This window comes from Thalassospira marina (genome assembly GCF_002844375.1).
GTDB lineage: Bacteria > Pseudomonadota > Alphaproteobacteria > Rhodospirillales > Thalassospiraceae > Thalassospira > Thalassospira marina.
Map to the genome: position 1 here is coordinate 3,820,245 of NZ_CP024199.1, position 18,288 is coordinate 3,838,532.

Here is an 18,288-nt window from a genome sequence, read left to right on the forward strand (position 1 = left end):
GCCCATTTTCAGGCCAAAAATCTGCGACTCGGGCTATTCTTCGCGGAAGGCGCGCTGGAAACTATCCGTGATCGGTTCAAACAGATAAGCCAGAATTGTGCGCGCACCTGTTACTATTTCAAGTTGCGCTGCCATACCAGGCGAAAGGATCATGCCTTCATGTTCCGCCAGGCTTTCGGCATCAATTTCCACCATCGCACGGAAATAGGGGCGACCATCCCCGTCGGTCAGACGGTCTGGTGACACATCCACGACCTCGCCCTTAACCGGTGCAAACCAGCGCTGGCTAAAGGCCGTCACACGGATATTCACCAGCAGCCCCGGCGAGACCACATCGATATCGTTGGGTGAAATGCGCCCCTCAATCACCAGCTGGTCGTCGTGGGGGACAATTTCCAGAATGGGTGCACCGGGCGGAATAACCCCGCCAACGGTTGTAAATTTCAGGTCTGTCACTGTGCCTTCCGACGGCGCAATGATCTTTGATCGCGCCAGCACATCCTCGGCCGAACGCAACCTTTCTGTCAGGTCGGAAAGGTCCGCCTGCACATCGCGCAACTCGGTATTGACGGTTTCAAGGTGATCACGCTTCAACTGCGCCTGACTGGCGCGAACCTGTTGAATTTGCTGTTCAATCCGTGAAATATCCGCCGAATAGCGACCAATATTTCCCAGATTGTCCACCAGACGGCTTTCAAGCTGCAATAAGCGTGTGCGGCGCGCATAGCCCTTTTCCACCATCGGTTTAACCATCGCCAGTTCTTCCTTGACGATGCCAACCTGCTGCTGGGAGGCAATTTTCTGTTCTGTCGTGGCGGAAATCTCGTTGCGCAGCTCCTTTATGCGCTCATCATAAAGCTGCAATTCCCCGCGAAAGGCATTGGTGCGGCTTTCAAACAGGTCCTGTTGGGCCACCACCAGATCCTTGTGTTGAGACGGGTTCAAATCAGCCGGCCACGCCACATGGTCCAGCCCCTGACGTTCTGCATTCAGCCGCGCCTGGGTTGCAAGCGCGTTCAAATGGCGCTTATAAAGCAAATCATAACTGGCGCGCGCACGGGTATCATCAAGCTCGATCAGGGTTTGCCCCGCCACCACCCGGGCACCATTGCGCACCAGTATTTTGCGAATAATGCCACCTTCAAGATGCTGCACCGTTTGCCGACCGGAGAAAGGCGCAACCACCCCACTGGCAATCGCAGCCGAGTTGATGCGTGCCGTTGCCGCCCACAAAAAGACCGATCCAAACCCCAAAATCAGGATCAAAAGCCCGATACGAACCAGCGGCTTTACATCGGTATCCAGGGTTCGTACCGACGGCAGCTCAACACCATTCATCGGGTGCCTCCCTGCCGGCGCCCGGCGGAGCCTTCAACCACACGCAATTGCGGGCGGCCATCAGCACCGGTTTTTACGCGCGGCTGGCGGCTCTGGCTTTGAGATTGGGATTGAGATTGAGCAGCGGGTTGAGAGCGCACTTGCCCCTGTGCCGCCACACCTTGCCCTGCTTCCTGCTGGCGGGCAACTTCACGGGCGGTTTTCTCGCGGCTCAGGCGGGCTTTTTGCTGTTTACGGGCGGCAAGCTTCTGAGCTTCGGCCTGTTTGCGGCGCGCCACATCACGCGGGCCTTCGCCACGATCAAGCCCCGCATCAGCGCGGCTGGGCGGTGCAATGGGCCGCATCACCTTCATCGTGCCACTTGCCGTGCTGCGCATTTCCTGTTTTTGCCCGGCGGCAGCTTGCGCACCTGTCGCTTTGCGACGGGTGCCATCCTGGTTCATACCGGCATCAGGGTTGCGACGGCGCACCAATTCGGGGTTCGGCACCGCCATTTTTTGCGGTGTAATGCGCATTTGCCCATCGGTTGCCATGCCAGCGTCGCCTTCGCGCATGGCGGCAGGTATGGGTGGGGCAGCAGGCGTTGGCAAGGCATCATTGCCACGGGGCCGTGGGGCACCGGGCATGGCGGGCATTGCCGATTGCATGCCTCCCGCATTCACCGGCACCACCCGTATCTGCCCACCCGAAAGCGCAATAATAGCATCCGCGCGCTTTAACACTTCACGTTCATGGCTAACGATAAAGGCCGTAATGCCAGCCCGGCGAACAATATCGATCAGGTTGGTGACATATTCCATCCGCCCTTCATCAAGGGCGGTTGTCGGCTCATCAAGCAGCAACAGGCGCGGCTTGCCATAAAGGGCCGCGGCAAGGGCGATCAACTGGCGCTGCCCGCCCGAAAGGTTGGTCCCCCCCCGATCAAGCTTGGTATCGTAACCATCGGGCAGATCAAGAATGAATTTATGCGCCCCGGCCAGTTCGGCCGCCTGCACAATTTCGCGCGGATCGGCCGATCCCAGCCGGGCAATATTTTCAGCAATGCTACCGGGAAACAGAAACGGGTTTTGCGCCAGATAGCCAATTTGCGGGCCGATCTGGGCACGATCAAGTTTCGAGGCTTCGATATCATCAAGCTTGACCGAACCTGAAGCCGGTGACCAGATGCCCATCAGCAATTTCAAAAGGGCGGTTTTGCCCACGCCGTTAAACCCGGCAACACTGACAACCTGGCCCGCACCCACCTTGAATGAAAAACCCTTGAACAGCACATTGCGGCTGCCGGGCGGGGCAAAGACCAGGCGGTCAACCGAAACAGCCATGCCCTTTGCCCTGGCAGGCGGGGCGGGCAGGCGCGGTTTGCGCTCCAGCAAAATACGATTGAGCCGCTCAAACGAATTGCGGGCAGACGTCCAGGACCGCCAGGCAGCCACTGCCCCATCAAACGGGGCCAGGCCGCGCATACCCAAAATCATCGACGCCACCATGATACCAATCGTGATGCTTTCGCTTAGCACCAGATAGGCACCAGTGCCAATGAAGCACACCTGCATGGAAAGGCGGATGAAATGCGACAGGGTGGTTGATGTGCCAACGCGACGGCTGGTTTGCCCTTCCCAATACAGGGCGTCGGACTGGTCCGCCTGCCAGCGCGCTCGCGCTGCCGGCGTCATGCCCATGGCTTCCATCGCCTCGGCATTGCGGACATAGGTTTCTTCCTGGGCAATGCCCCGGTTTTGCGACTGCTCGGAACGATCCACCGAAATGCGGCCTGCAGCCTCGTTGGCAACGGCGATCAAAATCAGGATCACCGCCCCCCCCAGCGCAACCATGCCCAGGCGGATATCAAAAATGAAAACCACGCCGATATAAACCGGTGCCCACATGAAATCGATCAGGGCAAAGGGGCCAGACCCGGTTAAAAACCCGCGCAGACCATAAAGATCGCGCAAGGGGCGTTGCCGGTTGGGCATGCCGCGTGATGCCTGTTCGACCACATGGGCGAACAAATCCCCGCCAAGCCCCAGATCAAGCCCGGTCCCGACGCGGATCAAAACGCGGGATCGCAATTGCTCCATCGCGGCAATGAATACCAGAACAATGGCAATACCAAGCGTTAGCAAAAACAGCGTATCAAAGCTGCGCGAGGACAGAACGCGGTCAAAGACCTGCATCGAATAGATGGGGATGACCATGTTCAGCAGATTGATCACCATGCTGAAGCCACCCACAATACCGATCGACCGCCAGAACATCCGTTCTAGCGGGGTACGGTCACCTTCGCGGTTACGACCGGTTATTATTCCGGTGCGGGCTTTTTTCGGCAGGGCCATCCTGATCCCGTTTAAACAGGGCCGCGTTCCTGCGGCCGATCCCCAACAGCGCTCATCCCGGCGCAAAAAGCGGCAGGATGCACTATCTAGTTGCATTAGTCATCTACGACCATTCTAGCCAAAACTTATAAGGATGCGTTAACGAAATCATTGCTTTTGCCGCCATGCTTCATCAATTACCTGAATTTTAAGCCCTTCTTTTGTGACCTGGGGCACGCCATTGGAAAAAACCGGCATTAAAAGTCTTGAATCCCCCGTCAAACTGGCCAATTTTCGTTTTTCCAATTTTAAAACCAATCGCGAGTCCCCCAATGGCAGCCCAGCAAAATTCCAGCATGTTCAAAAAAGCCCTTCTCACCATTCTGGCCGTCGCCGCAGTGGGATATATCGGCTACTGGTTCAGCCAGATGGTGTTTTAAACCCGCGCCAAGTAACCCGGCGCATTTTGCGCATTCAGGCCAAATCCGCCCGCACACCAACCGGTTTGCGGGCATTTTTATGGCTGGCCGGCAACGTTTCCGCGCCCGTTTTACCCTGTCAGAATTCCGCATACCGACGACGTACAACAGAAAAACGGCATATAAGACGCAATCTGCCTTTTCGCCGGGATGGAACCCCTTTAAATTTGCCGATACGGGCATATTTTCCGGCTATGATTTGATCCGTGCCAAAGCACATTTTCGCATCAAGGTCCAAGCTGCTGCCTGTCTGCATCATGCAAAGGATATGGCGAATGGCTGAAATACCCCCATCCATCCTGCGGTTCCTGGCCCTTCGGGCTGGCGGGGCAACACATACCAGCGGGCTTCTTGCCTGCATGGCGGGGGTTTTATCAATCTGTGCCTGGCTTCTGGGTGGGCCAGTCATGATGATTTCAGCCTTTTTTGCCATCACGCTGTTGCTGCTGCTCGGGCCGATGGTGTCATCAGACATGATCATGAAGCTGCTGCGCGCAACCGAACTGCCCCGGCAAAATTACCCCGCCCTGTTTGAAATGGCGGCCCTTCTTTCCGAGCGCGCCGGGCTTGATTACACGCCAAGGCTTTATGTTTTGCCCGGCAAAGGCGTGAACGCCATTACCACCGGCAAGGATGAAAATACCATCATCGCCCTGTCACGGGATGCGATTGATGGTCTGTCACCCCGGCAATTGCGCGCGGTTCTGGCCCATGAAATTGCCCATGCCTGGCACAATGACACCCGCATCCTGATGATGACGGATATCCTCTATCGTGCCACCTGGACGATGGCGGTGTTTGGCATGTTCATGTTCTTTTTTGACAGTCACAATCCGCCTGTTTGGCTGGTCATCGCCCTGGGTGCTGCCCCGTCCATCAGCTTCATTTTGCAACGCGCGGTTATTCGCGACCGCGAATTTGCTGCCGATCATGGGGCCAGCGACCTTCTGGGTGGCCCTGAAGACGTGATCGATGCGCTGACCCATATCGAACAGATCAACCGCCGCACCCTTCGGCTGATCCCCTATCGCAGCACCGAACCCCCAGCCCTGCTTGATACCCACCCCACCATCAAGGCCCGGCTGGAAGCATTGCACGCCCTGCCCCCGGTATTCACCGGCGATTTCTTTCGCCAGACCAAACGATAATCTTCACTAGCCGAACCGCCCTATCGCGCATGCTTTATCTTTTGGTGGATTGCACAATCGCAGCAGTCCAACGCAAAATCCCGGCGCACTGCCCCTACGCAGGCCGTGTGGATTTACCGGATTGCCTGAAACAATATTTGCGACAAAGCAGCCCTGTTGCCAAATTCCGCCAAAAGGGGTGAAAAGCGGAACCGGGCATTTACCTTTGACGTTCAAACGCGTAAATCAGGGCTGGTTTTACCCGGCAAGTCGGACAAAGTGCCAAATCTTTGGTAAAACAGCAGCCAAACACAGTGATCAGGCGCCCAATGCGCCCCATCTGATGGATCATCGCGCAAAAGGAATGTTTCATGCCCGATATCAGCATGCTTAGCGAACTGATCGCTGCCTTTGTTACCCTGTTTGTTATTGTTGACCCGGTCGGGCTGGTCCCGGTTTTTCTGGTGCTGACACAGGATACCAATACAGCACACCGTCGCCGCATGGCGATCCGGGCCTGCATCACCTCGTTCCTGATCCTGACCGCCTTTGCCCTGCTGGGTGAAAAGCTTCTGGGTATTTTTGGCATTCACATGCCTGCCTTTCGCATTTCCGGCGGCACTTTGCTGTTTTTGATCGCCCTTGAAATGCTGTTTGAACGGCGCGGGAAAAAGCGCAACGAACGCGCCGAACAGGTCCATCAGGAATTTGAACACGAAGAAGACGCAGCCCTTGGCGAAAGCTCCAATGGCACCACAGCCTCAGCTACGTCACCCGCGTCGGTGGGCCTGAACGCCTCAGAATCCGCCAGCACCATGAATGCCAGCCAGGCCGCAACGGCAAGCGCCGTCCCGCCTGCTAAACCGGCAACAAGCAACACACCCGCAGAAGACGACGAAGAACACGAAGATGTCTCCATCTTTCCGATGTCGATCCCGTTTCTTGCCGGTCCTGGCTCTATTGCCACGGTGATGCTGCTGATGGGCAAATACCAGGACAATATCGTCATGCAAACCGGCGTGATTGGTGTTGTGGGGCTGGTTATGGTCTGTGCCCTGATGATGTTCCTGCTCTCGGGCCTGGTCGCCAAACGCCTCAGCCCGACGGTCGCCACCGTCATCTCCCGCCTGCTCGGCATGATCCTCGCCGCCCTTGCCATCCAATTCATTATTGATGGCATCAAACAGGCGTTTTTCTAAAACCCATTTCCCATACGCTTCGCACAGCCTAAAAGCAGCCTTAAGCGGGTTTCTGGTAGCGCCGATAAGCGCGAACAAAAAAAGGGAGGACCGAAGCCCTCCCTTTCGTCGTCCCGGTTGACCGGGTGATCAATCCCACCGCTTGGCCGCGCGCAGGATGGCTGCGGTGTCGATCTGGTAATGTTTATACAGATCGATGCTATCGCCGCATTGACCAAACGCATTAATTCCCAGCGGGGCCACCGCATGACCGCGGACCGAACCCAGCCATGCCAGGGCCGCCGGATGACCGTCGATCACGGTGACCATGCGGGCGTCAGACGCCAGCGGTTTAAGCAGGTTTTCGATATGGGCCATGTCGTCGCCAGCTTTGCCTTCCAGGCGTGCACGTTCCAGGTCCTGCCATTCATTATAAAGGCGATCGGTCGAGGTAACCGCCAAAAGGCCCATGCCGGGATGGTCATCCTTAAGCTGTTCCCAGGCGGCAATGGCCTCGGGTGCCATGGCGCCACAATAGGCCAGAACCATTTTGCAGTTTTCGCCCGGTTCACGCAGCCAGTAACCGCCACGCACAATCGCCGAACGGGTGGCTTCGTCAAGGTCGCGTTCGGGCTGGTTGACCGGCTTTGTTGACAGGCGCAGATAAACCGACCCGCCATCCTGATCCTGCATATGGTTGAACGACCACCCCATCACGACTGCCAGCTCATCCCCAAAGCTGGGTTCAAAGCTGGTTAAGCCCGGCTGGCCCATACCGATCATGGGGGTGCCGATAGATTGATGCGCCCCGCCTTCCGGTGCCAGGGTAATGCCGCTGGGTGTGGCCACCACCATAAAACGCGCATCCTGATAACAGGCATAGTTCAGGGCATCGAGGCCACGGGCAATGAACGGATCATAAAGCGTGCCTACCGGAAACAGGCGCTGGCCAAACAGGCTGTGGGACAGGCCAAGGGCCGCCAGATTAAGGAACAGGTTGTTTTCGGCAATGCCAAGTTCAACATGCTGGCCCTTGGGCGTTCTGATCCATTTTTGTGCCGAGGGCACCTTGCGATCACGGAATTCATCGGCAAGGTTTTCACGCGCAAACAGGCCACGCTGGTTCACAAAACCACCAAGGTTGGTCGATACCGTGACATCGGGCGAGGTCGTAACAATACGGTCAGAAAAATCGCTGTTTTTTGATTTCGCCAGTTCATTAAGGATTTTGCCAAACACTTCCTGGGTGCTGCTGCTATCTGCGCGCTGATAGGGCATTTCCGGCACGGTGATGATCTCGGCAAATTTCTGGCGCGGCTGGCGGTTGTTAAACGGTGCCCCGTCAATAAAGCTGCGCAATGCATTGGCGTCGCAATCAAGGCCAGCAGCAATTTCCCATTCATCGCCTTCGGCAATGTTGTTGGCTTTGCGGAAACCTTCCATCTGCGCCACATTCATCAGGCCAGCATGGTTATCCTTGTGGCCCTGAAGCGGCAGACCATAACCCTTGACGGTATAGGCGATAAAGACGGTTGGTTTGTCATTGGGGACATTTTCAAAGGCGTTCAAAATCGCCTCCATGCAATGTCCGCCCAGATTGGTCATCAGATCATGCAGGGCATCGTCATCATAATCGGCCAGCAGGCTGGCAAGGGCATTATCGCCCGGCATGTCAGCCAAAATCTGCTTGCGCCAGGCAGCACCGCCCTGGAAAGTCAGCGCCGAATACACATCATTGGGCGATTCATTGAGCCACTTTTTAAGCGATTTTCCGCCGGGGCGGGCAAAAGCCTCATGCAGTTTGCGGCCATATTTGATGGTAATCACATTCCAGCCAACCGCACGGAAGAAACGGCCGATGACGCGAAACAGATGCGCATCAATCATGCCATCCAGGCTTTGGCGGTTATAGTCAATCACCCACCAGACATTGCGAATGTCATGTTTCCAGGTATCGAGGAGGGCTTCGTAAATATTGCCTTCGTCAAGTTCGGCATCACCGACCAAGGCAACCATGCGGCCCGGCTTTTCGCCTTTGGGCAGCATGTTTTTATAGCGCAAATAATCCTGGGTCAGGGCGGCGAAATTGGTAACAGCCGCACCAAGACCAACAGAGCCGGTTGAAAAATCAACGGCGTCGCCATCCTTGGTGCGCGACGGATAGGATTGCGCCCCGCCAAAGGCCCGGAAATTTTCCAGCTTTTCACGCGACTGGCGACCAAACATATAGTTAATGGCATGAAACACTGGCGACGCATGCGGCTTTACTGCCACCCGGTCCTGCGGGCGCAACACATTGAAATAAAGGGCCGTCATAAGCGTGGAAAGCGATGCACAGCTTGCCTGGTGCCCGCCCACCTTGATGCCATCACGCTTGGGGCGGATATGGTTGGCATTATGGATGGTCCAGCTTGACAGCCAGCGCACCTTTTTCTCCACCTCGCCAAGCATTTCAAGCTCTTTGGCAGAAGCCCGGCTGCCTGCCGTGGCTTCAATAATTTCGCCGGTCATTGTGCTATCGCCATGTGCTGCCAATTTCAGTCTCCCGTTTCTTGCCAGCGGGTCGGCACTGTAATTTCGCCCGCTGATATTTTGGTACTTGAATGCGTATTTTTAAAACCCGGCTGTCACAGGCAAGCGATTTTGGCAAAATTCGCAGAACCAGCGACAGTTTCGAAAAATCTTCGGTCATCTCACGTAAGATTTTTCAATTTTCTCGAATGGCAACTGAGCCATTTTTGCCAAAGCCCCCGGCAAACCGGGCGATTCGACCCATATATCCGTAACGTCATCGGCAATTGGCCTGCACGGCGACATTAAGGGCGAAAGCCGTGCTTTCATGTCCTGACTGCCTGCCGTTCCGCGCATCCCCCCAACGACGTCGCCCCCTCGCACACAAACCGCACGCCAGACGTGCGCAACCACTTCACCTTGCAGGTAATTGATTTCACCGGCAAACTATGCAACTGCATAAGGACCCTATCCCGGCCAGAACGATAAAAATGAAACGCCCAGTGATATCGCCCCTGCCATCCATCTGCCTGCGCCCCTGCATGCGCACCTTGCGTATGATCCAGCGTATGATCCCAACTGCGGCCTGCGCGATACCCATTTTGGCGATGGCAATGGTTTCAGGCGCCGCGTTTACTGCTTTATCATCGCCAATGGCCCAAGCCGCGAACAGCCCCACACCAAACCGGGAAAATCTGCCTGTTGCCCGGTTGCCGGTGGATGCAAAAACACCGTTCTGCCAGAGCAAACAAAGCTGGGAAGATTTCCGCGAATATCATGTCGAACTGCTGCGCCTGGCACAGGCCTATAGCGATAATAGCTTTGCCCTTCTGCCCGTCTGCATGGATTACCCGACCGAAAAACGCCGGATTGCCATGCTGAAAACTGGCGAGGAAACCAACATTGTTTATTTTGGCACCTCGCCGGAGCGTGAAAAAAACCTGCTGGCGGTTCATTTCCCCATCTATCTGGGCACAACCGGCCTGCGCCTGTTTCTAACCCGGCCCGATATTTCGGCAAGGCTGGATCAGGTGCAAAATCTGGCCGATTTACGCCAGTTCACCTTCGGGCAGGGGCTTGGCTGGCCCGATAGCACCATCCTGCAGCAAAACGGCCTTGCCGTGATTGAAGGGCGATATCTCACCCTGCATTCAATGCTGGCACTTGACCGGTTTGACCTGTACCCACGGGCCTATTGGCAAATTCAGGGTGAATATGACTGGATGCATCAAAGCGAACCCACGCTTGTCATCAATCACAAGGTTGCCCTTTATTACCCACAGCCGATCTATTTTTTTATCAGCCCCGAATATCCGCAACTGCATGATGCCGTTTTGCGCGGGCTAATCCGCGCCTGGCAGGATGGAGCCGTTTTGGCCCTGCTACGCCAGAATTACGAAACCGCCCCGTCTTTCCGCACGATCGACCCGACCCGCCTGCGCTTGATCCATTTACCCAAAATCGAACATACCGCGCAAACCGATATCGCGATGCAAAAATACGAGCTGGTCGATGGCTCCAATTTCGCTTCACCAGCTTATCGATAGGTACAAATCATACTCTTTTCCGAATACGAAGCAGCCAACACCATCCCTTACTGTAAAATCTTACAAAAATCACATCAGAACAAGCATATTCAGTCAATTAAGAACATGAAAATATTAAAAAATCTCATTACCGACAAATAAAAACTTGCAGACCTTACTCTTCTTGTTTTCTAATCAAGACGAAAAATATGGAGACGCAAGAATGTTGACAGCACGAAGCGAAATGCATGAACTTGCAATACATTTTGACGTCCCTGAACATGGCATATCACTGAAAACATTTTCTCAGGCAATCGCGCACACAGAGACCATAATCTCATCTTTAAACCGAGATATATTTAACGACCATTTACAGTATGAATTATGGGTACTACCTCCAGAAAAAGGCTCATTTAAAGCCAAACTTGGGATCATCGTTCTAGCAGGCACCATAGCTTGGGGTTTTCTTGAAAGTAACATAGGTCAATCGTTTATCCAGGGGCTAACCGGGAAGACACCAGCATACTGGGCTGAAATAGCCGGGAAAAAGATTCGATCTACCATATTAAGTTCGGATACCGAGGAAAATGATAACGACACAGCCTCAAAAAAAGTTATTTGCGTCGCTGAAGCAATTTTAATAGTAGAAGTAACAAAGAAATTTCTTGAACTTAAAGAAGATAAACTCACATCTCTGGGTGTATCCGTAAAGAAATTTCGGTCCGCGTATGAAGCAAAAAACAAATTTTACAAAGTATGCATGGAAAACACTTATATCCAAGGGATTGGATTTGAGGAAGAAGAAAAATTTCCCGTTTCAAGGCAAAACTTTCAAAGCATGCAGGTTTCATTACCAGAAAAAGAGTTAGCGGATAATATTTGGAATACAGAAATAACAGAATTGAAAGTTACATCTCCAAATTGGGAAAGAAATGACAATCACCGGTGGTGGAAAGGGAAGGACACAGACAACAGAACCGTCCACTTTAAAATAGAAGATGATGGCTTCTGGAATCTAGTTGAAAACAAAAGCATCAATCTTCAAATAATAGACTCGATAAGGGTGCAACTGGCCTATGTGGGAGAACAAAGACACAGAAGGAACGCACGTGCATTAAAGATACTATGGTTCAACGAAACTTTTTTATCCCCGCCACTACAAGTTAACCAGGTTTATGACATCTTGAGAATGAACAAGAAAGCATCCCCCCCAAGGCATCAACTGGATTTTTTCTCCTCTGAGTAAATACATAAAGACCTCTACGAAATGTGATACTATTCAGCCGCCATTTTCATCGACCCACCGTCCAGCGCATTTTCCAGATCGGCAAGAATGTCATCAATGCATTCAAGACCGGCCGAAATACGGATCAAGCCATCGGTGATCTGGTATTTGGCGCGTTCTTCGGCGCTATAGGTCGAATGCGTCATCGAGGCCGGATGCTGGATCAGGGTTTCGGCATCGCCCAGGCTGACCGCGCGTGCAATCATCTGCAGGCTATTCATCATTTTGCGGCCGGCATCGATCCCGCCTTTAAGTTCGAACGCGATCATGCCGCCAAAACGCGCCATCTGCTTTTTGGCAAGTTCGTGCTGCTCAAAGCTTTCAAGGCCGGGATAATAAACCTTTTCGACCTGCGGATGCGCTTCAAGAAAAGCGGCGATCTTTTCGGCATTGTCGCAATGGCGTTCCATGCGCAGTTCCAGGGTTTTCAGCCCGCGCAGCACCAGATTTGCATCCTGCGGCGACAGAACCGCCCCGGTCATATCCTTAAGCCCGATCAGACGGATATCTTTCAGGTCTTCGGCCGAACCAATAATGGCGCCTGCCGTCAGATCGCCATGCCCACCCAGATATTTGGTTGCCGAATGCACAACGAAGTCAGCCCCCATTTCCAGCGGGCGCTGCAGATAGGGGGTGCAATAGGTGTTATCAACCACCACCTTTGCACCAACACGATGGGCAATTTCCGAAATTGCGGCGATATCGACCAGGCGCATATTCGGGTTGGCCGGGGTTTCAAAATAAACCACCTTGGTTTTATCCGAAATCGCTTCTTCGAGGTTTTTCGGGTCAGACAGGTCCACATGGGTATGCTTGACACCAAACCGTTCCAGCCCGTGGCGGAAATAGGCGAAAGTGCAGCCATAAAGGGTACGATCGACAATCACCTCGTCACCCGGGGAAATCAGCGTCCAGAAAACCGAGGTAATCGCCCCCATGCCCGATGCCGTGGCAATGGCGGCTTCACCGCCTTCAAGTGTTGCCAGGCGGTCTTCCAGCAGGCTGAGCGTCGGGTTGCCAATGCGCGAATAAATATAGCCGCCTTCATCACCGGCAAAACGGCGACCGCCCTGCTCGGCGGTTTCAAAGGCAAAGGTCGAGCTCATATAAACCGGCTGGTTCAGCGCGCCGTTATGGCTTGCCGGGTCATATCCGTGATGGATGGCACGGGTGGCAAAACCGGCATTGGCGTGATGGGTATTTTTGCTGCTTGAAGAAGACATGAAGGCACTCCCGTTTTTTAAATGTTTCTGCCCCCTTCATCGCAACTGTCGTGCCAGTTTTGCTTTTTGTTTAAATTCAACCACTTAACAATGTGAATTAAAAATGATTTGTAAACTTTATTTTACATCATGTTTTTTACGCAGCCGGGAAAGCCTTGTATTTCGTAAAAACAGCCCCTTATAAGTGTAAAGAAAAAAATCCACTGTAAACTTATATGAACAATGCGATTTGAGATCACGACAGAAAACCGCCTTGGCATTACCCGCGACGTTGTAGATGCATTAACATCGCGCGGGCTGGATATTCGTGCCTTTGAGGTCACACCGCACCATATCTATGCCGATATTCCCGCCATTGGCCCGGCCCGCTTTGCCGAACTGGCACAAAGCCTGTTGCACGTACCAGGCATTCGTGATGCCAAACCGATTGACCATTTGCCAACCGAACGCCGCCGCGCGCAGCTTCACGCAACCCTGGCCGCCCTTGGCGACCCGGTAATTGCGGTAAATGCCAATGGCCTGATCGCCCAGGTCAACCCCGCCGCCCAAACCATCGCGGGTACTGGCCCGCAGTCCCTGCGTGACCAGCCGCTTTCAACCATTTTGAACGACCCCGATATAACCACCCTGCGAAAAGCAGGCTTCGCCCAAAGCGAGCGCGAAGTTACCCTTGGCGGGCAAACATATTTATTGCAGGTCGAACCGATTGGCCGGGTCGATGATGGCAGCCCGGTTCATGATGACGGCACCGGCGAGGATGATGCCCCCTGGGGCGGGGTTTTGATTTTCCATCGTGCCGCCCGTTTGGGGCGGGTTATTACCGCCCTTAATGAACGCGGCCATAGTGGTTTTGACGATATTATTGGCGAAAGCCGCCCGATGACACGGGTCAAAAGCCAGGCCCAGCGTTTGGCTATTGTTGATGCACCGCTGCTTATCCTTGGCGAAACCGGCACCGGCAAGGAACTGTTTGCACGCGCCTGCCACCGGGCGAGCAAACGCAGCGACCAGCCGTTTCTGGCGTTAAACTGTGCTGCCCTGCCCGAAGGTCTGGCCGAAAGCGAACTGTTTGGCTATGCAGCCGGAGCCTTTACCAGCGCACGGCGCGGCGGCAAACCCGGCCTTCTGGAACTGGCCGATGGCGGCAGCCTGTTTTTGGATGAAATCGGCGAATTATCGCCCTATCTGCAGGCCAAATTGCTGCGGGTTTTACAGGATGGCCGCTTTCGCCGCGTGGGCGGGACCGAGGAAATATCGGCCGATGTGCGCATCATCAGTGCAACCAACCGCAACCTTGAAGACATGTCACAAAATGACAGCTTCCGCGAAGACCTGTATTTCCGCCTCAATGTCCTTAGCATCACGCTGCCGCCCCTGCGCGACCGGCGCGAGGATATTGACCCGCTTGCGCATTATTTTGTTACTCGCACAGCCCGCCAGACCGAACGCCCCACCCCGCGTATCGCGCGCGATGCCCTGCAATGGCTTTTAACCCGGGACTGGAAAGGCAATGTGCGCGAACTGGAAAACACCTTGTTTCGTGCCGTTGCCCTACTTGATGGCAACACCCTGACCGCATCCGACCTGCAATCCGTTGCCGGTTCGGCAAGCTATCAGAATAATGACACCACACCTTTCGCCTCCAGTGCCGCCAACATTGCGCCCAGCACAAATGACGAAGCCAATGATCCTTCTGCATCGGCGCCTGCCGGAATTGATATCGTCGATCAGGCCCTTCTTTGCGAAAATCATGGAAATGCGATGGATATGCTGGAAAAAAGCCTACTTGAACGCCTTTATCCCGATTATCCCAGCTCGCGCAAACTAGCCGCACGACTTGGACTTTCGCACACGGCAGTTGCCAATAAACTGCGCAAATTTGGCATTGGCAGTTAGGCCCACCTTTTTTCACCAATGCCATCCCGGCACCCCAGCACCCACAACATTACCGCGCAGCCGAACGCCCGCTTTTGCAGCGCACAGGCAACATTGAATTGAAATATCAATTCACCCCAAGCAACCCCAACGTGATTCCTTGCCTGGGCGATTGCGCTGCGGCATGATCAGCTTACCTCATAAGGGCAGAATATTTATCGCCCCACATCGCACAATGGAGAAACACCATGCTTAAAGGCAAACATGCACTTGTAACCGGCTCGACCAGCGGGATCGGCCTTGCGATGGCAAAGGCACTTGCCGGGCAGGGTGCCAATGTCATGCTTAACGGCTTTGGCGATGCAGGCGAAATCGAACAGATCCGCCTGGGGATTGAAAAGGAATTTGGCGTTAAGGCCCTTTATAGCGGTGCCGATCTGTCCAAACCCGACGAAATCGAAGAAATGATGAAGATGGCCGCCGATGACTTTGGTGGTGTCGACATCCTGATCAACAATGCCGGCATTCAATATACGGCCCTGGTCGAAGATTTCCCGGTTGAAAAATGGGATGCCATCATCGCCATCAACCTGACTTCGGCCTATCATACCACCCGCCTTGCCCTGCCGCATATGAAAAAGCAGAACTGGGGCCGCATCGTGAATACCGCGTCCGCCCACGGGCTGGTGGCATCGCCGCAAAAGGCCGCCTATGTCGCCGCCAAGCACGGCATTATCGGCCTGACCAAGGTTGTCGCCCTGGAAACGGCCGAAACCGGCATTACCGCCAATTCCATCTGCCCGGGCTGGGTCCGCACCGAATTGGTTGAAAAACAGATCAAGGCACGTGCCGAAGAAAACAATATTCCGGTCGAAGAAGCCGCCAAAAACCTGGTTTCAGACAAACACCCATCCAAAACCTTTGTCACCCCCGAACAGATCGGCCAGACCGCGGTTTTCCTCTGCTCCCCCGCCGCCGACCAGATGACCGGCACCAGCATTTCCGTGGATGGCGGCTGGACCGCGCAATAACACACCAATTGACACGGAACGGTGTCAAAACGCTGAAAAAACCTTGAATGACACCGATTGGTTGCATGTCCCTGACTGCGGCATTATGCAACCAATCGATGTCATCTTGGTCATACGAAGGCTGGCCAACACCCTGCTTTTGGGGGCTAGCCACTTAAAGATAATCTCAGCATCAAATCCAAAGCCAGCGCCACATATCCCCAAATTAATTGCATTTTTCTTATCATATGATAAGGTTATTCTTATCCGATGGAGGGAAAAATGCTTTATCCCGCTAACCAAGATATGCCAGCAGGTGAAACCGGCCTTGTCCGCCCGATCACGGAACGCGACAAAATAGCCGTCCTGATCAAGGCTGTGGTACGCACAGCCAATGCCTGGGGTCTGACCAATGCCGAGGCCGCAGCCCTGTTTGACGTTCCCACTGCAACCTGGAGCCGCATGAAAGCCGGCAGCTTTCACGGCAAACTCGACCAGGATAAAGTTACCCGCGCCAGCCTGCTGATCGGTCTGTTTAAAGGTTTACGATTGCTGTTTAACGGCCCGCTAACTTATGGCTGGCCCAAAACGCCCAATAAAGGACCGGGTTTTAATAACAAAACCCCCATTCAGGTCATGCTGGAGGGCGGTATTCCTGCCATGATGCGGGTTCGCCAGCATATTGATGCGCTGCGGGGTGGGGTTTGATCCGTGCCAGCGACCTTGAATGCCGGGATTTTGTCGCCGACAGCACAATTCGCCTGATACCGACCGCCTATATCGATGAACCTGCCTTAGGCCCCCTTGCTGATGACGACGAAGAACTTGACCTTCTTGCCGAAATCGAGGGCCTGACATCGGCAAGGCTGCAACCACCCCTGCCCCTCCCTGGTGGGCTGGACCCAACTGAACTGCTAAGCCCCGCCAATGGTTATGGCTGGAGCTATGTCAACGCAGCCTTTTGTTATACCCGCACAGAGGGAAACCGATTTAACGGCCCAAATCGCGGGGCATGGTATGCTGCCCTTGGTGATAACGCTACCCAAACCGCACAAGCTGAAGTCGCCTGGCATTTAACCCGCGAACTTGAAAATACGGGCGTTTTTAACAACATCACCGCCTATCGCGAATTGATCGCCGGGTTCAACGCACCGTTTCACGACCTCGCAGGGCACCCACAGGCCACCGCACTTGATCCCTCACCCACCATTGCCTATCCCGCCGGGCAGGCACTGGCACACGCCATTCTGGCATCAGGTGGCAACGGCCTGCTTTACCCGTCTGTCCGCCATCAGGGTGGACACTGCATCGCTGCCCTGCGTCCCTCGCTTGTGCAAAATATCCGCCAGGGCGACCAATGGGTTTTCACCTGGTCTGGCAATCCCGACCCCGAAATCACCCGCACCTAAAACACTTTCATCACCCTAAATACCGCCCCAAATGCTCCACCAGCATGCGCACCTTGGATGACAAATGCCGGTTGGCGGGGTAAAGCGCCCAAATGCCTTCGTCAGAAGGCTGATAGCGGGTAAGGATCGGCACCAGTTCACCACTGGCGATATAGGGATCAACGTAAAAGTCGGGTAATTGCACGATGCCAATGCCCTTCCGCGCAGCATCAAGCAGGGCCTGCCCGCTATTGGCGGTAATACTGCCATGAATGCGAATATTACGTTCCCGCCCCTCTTCCTCGAACCGCCAGTAATCCAGCGTGCCAGGCAGGCAGTTATGCCGGGCCAGTTCCGACAGGCTGTGCGGCTCGCCCCGTTTTTGCAAATAGGTTGGCGCCACGCACACATAAAGCCGGCGCGAGGATAGCCGCTGGCTCATGATCGCACTTGGTGTGCCCTCCAGCCGCCCCAGACGGATCGCCAGATCATAGCCCTCCAAGATCAGATCAAGTTTCTGGTTGGTAAAGCGGCATTGCACTTCAAGGTCCGGGTAGCGGGCGACAAAATCATTGATCAATGGCGCAATCACGCTTTCGCCATAGGTGGTCGGCGCGGTCAGTTTCAGCTTACCGCGCGGGGTATCCTGCAGGCTGCTGATTGCACGTTCGGCATCTTCAAGGCCATCACGAAGCTGTCGGCAATGCTGGTAATAAATAAGCCCGGCTTCGGTCAGGGTTACCTTGCGCGTGGTGCGGTAAAAAAGCTTGCTGCCCAGCCGGGTTTCAAGTGCAGTAATCTGGCGGCTGACATGGGCAATGGAAACGCCAAGCTGCGTTGCCGCCCCGGTAAAGCTTTGGCATTCCGCCACGGCGATACATTCGCTGATCCCGTCCCACGCATTCATTATTACCACACTGTAAAAGTAATTTGCATAATTACCGGATTATCAAATTATCAGAAATAAATAAACTTTCCTTCATATCTTTGCATCCCTTCACGCCGGGAAACCTGCCCACAATGTTACGGGTTTTTC

At 54.3% G+C, this 18,288-nt stretch carries 13 protein-coding genes; 8 read left to right on the plus strand and 5 right to left on the minus strand.

Going from position 1 to position 18,288, the window contains the following annotated elements; all coding sequences use genetic code 11:
- Positions 1-33: 33 nt before the first annotated feature.
- Together CSC3H3_RS17360 and CSC3H3_RS17365 are read right to left on the minus strand one after the other, a co-directional pair.
- The gene (locus CSC3H3_RS17360; RefSeq protein WP_101285637.1) at positions 34-1,338 is read right to left on the minus strand and encodes an HlyD family type I secretion periplasmic adaptor subunit; all 1,305 of its coding nucleotides are present in this window, start codon (positions 1,336-1,338) and stop codon (positions 34-36) included.
- A complete protein-coding gene (locus CSC3H3_RS17365) occupies positions 1,335-3,671 on the minus strand; it encodes a type I secretion system permease/ATPase (RefSeq protein WP_101285638.1) in 2,337 nt (778 codons plus the stop codon). The genes CSC3H3_RS17360 and CSC3H3_RS17365 overlap by 4 nt, the downstream gene beginning before the upstream one ends.
- A 733-nt stretch (positions 3,672-4,404) precedes the next feature.
- Here CSC3H3_RS17365 and CSC3H3_RS17375 point away from each other — a divergent pair.
- Both CSC3H3_RS17375 and CSC3H3_RS17380 read left to right on the plus strand, forming a co-directional pair.
- On the plus strand, positions 4,405-5,277 hold the full coding sequence (locus CSC3H3_RS17375; RefSeq protein ID WP_101285640.1) for a M48 family metalloprotease: 873 nt from the start codon (positions 4,405-4,407) through the stop codon (positions 5,275-5,277).
- A gap of 350 nt (positions 5,278-5,627) precedes the next feature.
- On the plus strand, positions 5,628-6,455 hold the full coding sequence (locus CSC3H3_RS17380; protein ID WP_245881165.1) for a MarC family protein: 828 nt from the start codon (positions 5,628-5,630) through the stop codon (positions 6,453-6,455).
- A gap of 129 nt (positions 6,456-6,584) precedes the next feature.
- On the opposite strand, the gene CSC3H3_RS17385 is transcribed toward CSC3H3_RS17380, so the two are convergent.
- Positions 6,585-8,945, minus strand: a complete 2,361-nt coding sequence (locus tag CSC3H3_RS17385) for a hypothetical protein (RefSeq protein WP_101285641.1) — start codon at positions 8,943-8,945, stop codon at positions 6,585-6,587.
- 491 nt (positions 8,946-9,436) lie between these two features.
- On the opposite strand from CSC3H3_RS17385, the gene CSC3H3_RS17390 reads away from it, so the two are divergent.
- A complete protein-coding gene (locus tag CSC3H3_RS17390) occupies positions 9,437-10,492 on the plus strand; it encodes a hypothetical protein (RefSeq protein WP_101285642.1) in 1,056 nt (351 codons plus the stop codon).
- 202 nt (positions 10,493-10,694) lie between these two features.
- Positions 10,695-11,717 carry a hypothetical protein gene (locus CSC3H3_RS17395; RefSeq protein ID WP_157831944.1) on the plus strand — a complete coding sequence of 341 codons (1,023 nt, stop codon included), beginning with the start codon at positions 10,695-10,697 and terminating at the stop codon, positions 11,715-11,717.
- Positions 11,718-11,746: 29 nt separating this feature from the next.
- On the opposite strand, the gene CSC3H3_RS17400 is transcribed toward CSC3H3_RS17395, so the two are convergent.
- Positions 11,747-12,979: a methionine gamma-lyase gene (locus CSC3H3_RS17400; RefSeq protein WP_101285644.1), complete on the minus strand. Its 1,233-nt coding sequence runs from the start codon at positions 12,977-12,979 to the stop codon at positions 11,747-11,749.
- 222 nt (positions 12,980-13,201) lie between these two features.
- Between CSC3H3_RS17400 and CSC3H3_RS17405 the strand changes: the two genes are divergently transcribed.
- The 4 genes from CSC3H3_RS17405 (at position 13,202) to CSC3H3_RS17420 (ending at position 17,273) form a co-directional block, all read left to right on the plus strand.
- The gene (locus CSC3H3_RS17405) at positions 13,202-14,875 is read left to right on the plus strand and encodes a sigma-54-dependent transcriptional regulator (RefSeq protein WP_101285645.1); all 1,674 of its coding nucleotides are present in this window, start codon (positions 13,202-13,204) and stop codon (positions 14,873-14,875) included.
- Between the two features lie 227 nt (positions 14,876-15,102).
- Complete coding sequence (locus tag CSC3H3_RS17410) at positions 15,103-15,885, plus strand: 3-hydroxybutyrate dehydrogenase (protein WP_101270377.1); 783 nt, start codon at positions 15,103-15,105, stop codon at positions 15,883-15,885.
- Between the two features lie 261 nt (positions 15,886-16,146).
- Positions 16,147-16,572, plus strand: coding sequence for an MbcA/ParS/Xre antitoxin family protein (locus CSC3H3_RS17415; protein WP_101285646.1), 426 nt, complete (start codon positions 16,147-16,149; stop codon positions 16,570-16,572).
- Positions 16,569-17,273 carry an RES family NAD+ phosphorylase gene (locus tag CSC3H3_RS17420; RefSeq protein ID WP_215907521.1) on the plus strand — a complete coding sequence of 235 codons (705 nt, stop codon included), beginning with the start codon at positions 16,569-16,571 and terminating at the stop codon, positions 17,271-17,273. Before CSC3H3_RS17415 ends, CSC3H3_RS17420 begins: the two co-directional genes overlap by 4 nt.
- Positions 17,274-17,283: 10 nt before the next feature.
- Here the strand turns inward: CSC3H3_RS17420 and CSC3H3_RS17425 are convergent, their stop codons facing one another.
- The gene (locus CSC3H3_RS17425) at positions 17,284-18,159 is read right to left on the minus strand and encodes a LysR family transcriptional regulator (RefSeq protein WP_101285647.1); all 876 of its coding nucleotides are present in this window, start codon (positions 18,157-18,159) and stop codon (positions 17,284-17,286) included.
- Positions 18,160-18,288: the final 129 nt, after the last annotated feature.

Coding starts and splice junctions, on each gene's coding strand:
- CSC3H3_RS17390 (WP_101285642.1), top strand. CDS start 9,437: ATGAAACGCCCAGTGATATCGCCCCTGCCATCCATCTGCCTGCGCCCC.
- CSC3H3_RS17380 (WP_245881165.1), top strand. CDS start 5,628: ATGCCCGATATCAGCATGCTTAGCGAACTGATCGCTGCCTTTGTTACC.
- CSC3H3_RS17405 (WP_101285645.1), top strand. CDS start 13,202: ATGCGATTTGAGATCACGACAGAAAACCGCCTTGGCATTACCCGCGAC.
- CSC3H3_RS17385 (WP_101285641.1), bottom strand. CDS start 8,945: ATGACCGGCGAAATTATTGAAGCCACGGCAGGCAGCCGGGCTTCTGCC.
- CSC3H3_RS17375 (WP_101285640.1), top strand. CDS start 4,405: ATGGCTGAAATACCCCCATCCATCCTGCGGTTCCTGGCCCTTCGGGCT.
- CSC3H3_RS17400 (WP_101285644.1), bottom strand. CDS start 12,979: ATGTCTTCTTCAAGCAGCAAAAATACCCATCACGCCAATGCCGGTTTT.
- CSC3H3_RS17425 (WP_101285647.1), bottom strand. CDS start 18,159: ATGAATGCGTGGGACGGGATCAGCGAATGTATCGCCGTGGCGGAATGC.
- CSC3H3_RS17410 (WP_101270377.1), top strand. CDS start 15,103: ATGCTTAAAGGCAAACATGCACTTGTAACCGGCTCGACCAGCGGGATC.
- CSC3H3_RS17395 (WP_157831944.1), top strand. CDS start 10,695: ATGTTGACAGCACGAAGCGAAATGCATGAACTTGCAATACATTTTGAC.
- CSC3H3_RS17415 (WP_101285646.1), top strand. CDS start 16,147: ATGCTTTATCCCGCTAACCAAGATATGCCAGCAGGTGAAACCGGCCTT.
- CSC3H3_RS17365 (WP_101285638.1), bottom strand. CDS start 3,671: ATGGCCCTGCCGAAAAAAGCCCGCACCGGAATAATAACCGGTCGTAAC.
- CSC3H3_RS17360 (WP_101285637.1), bottom strand. CDS start 1,338: ATGAATGGTGTTGAGCTGCCGTCGGTACGAACCCTGGATACCGATGTA.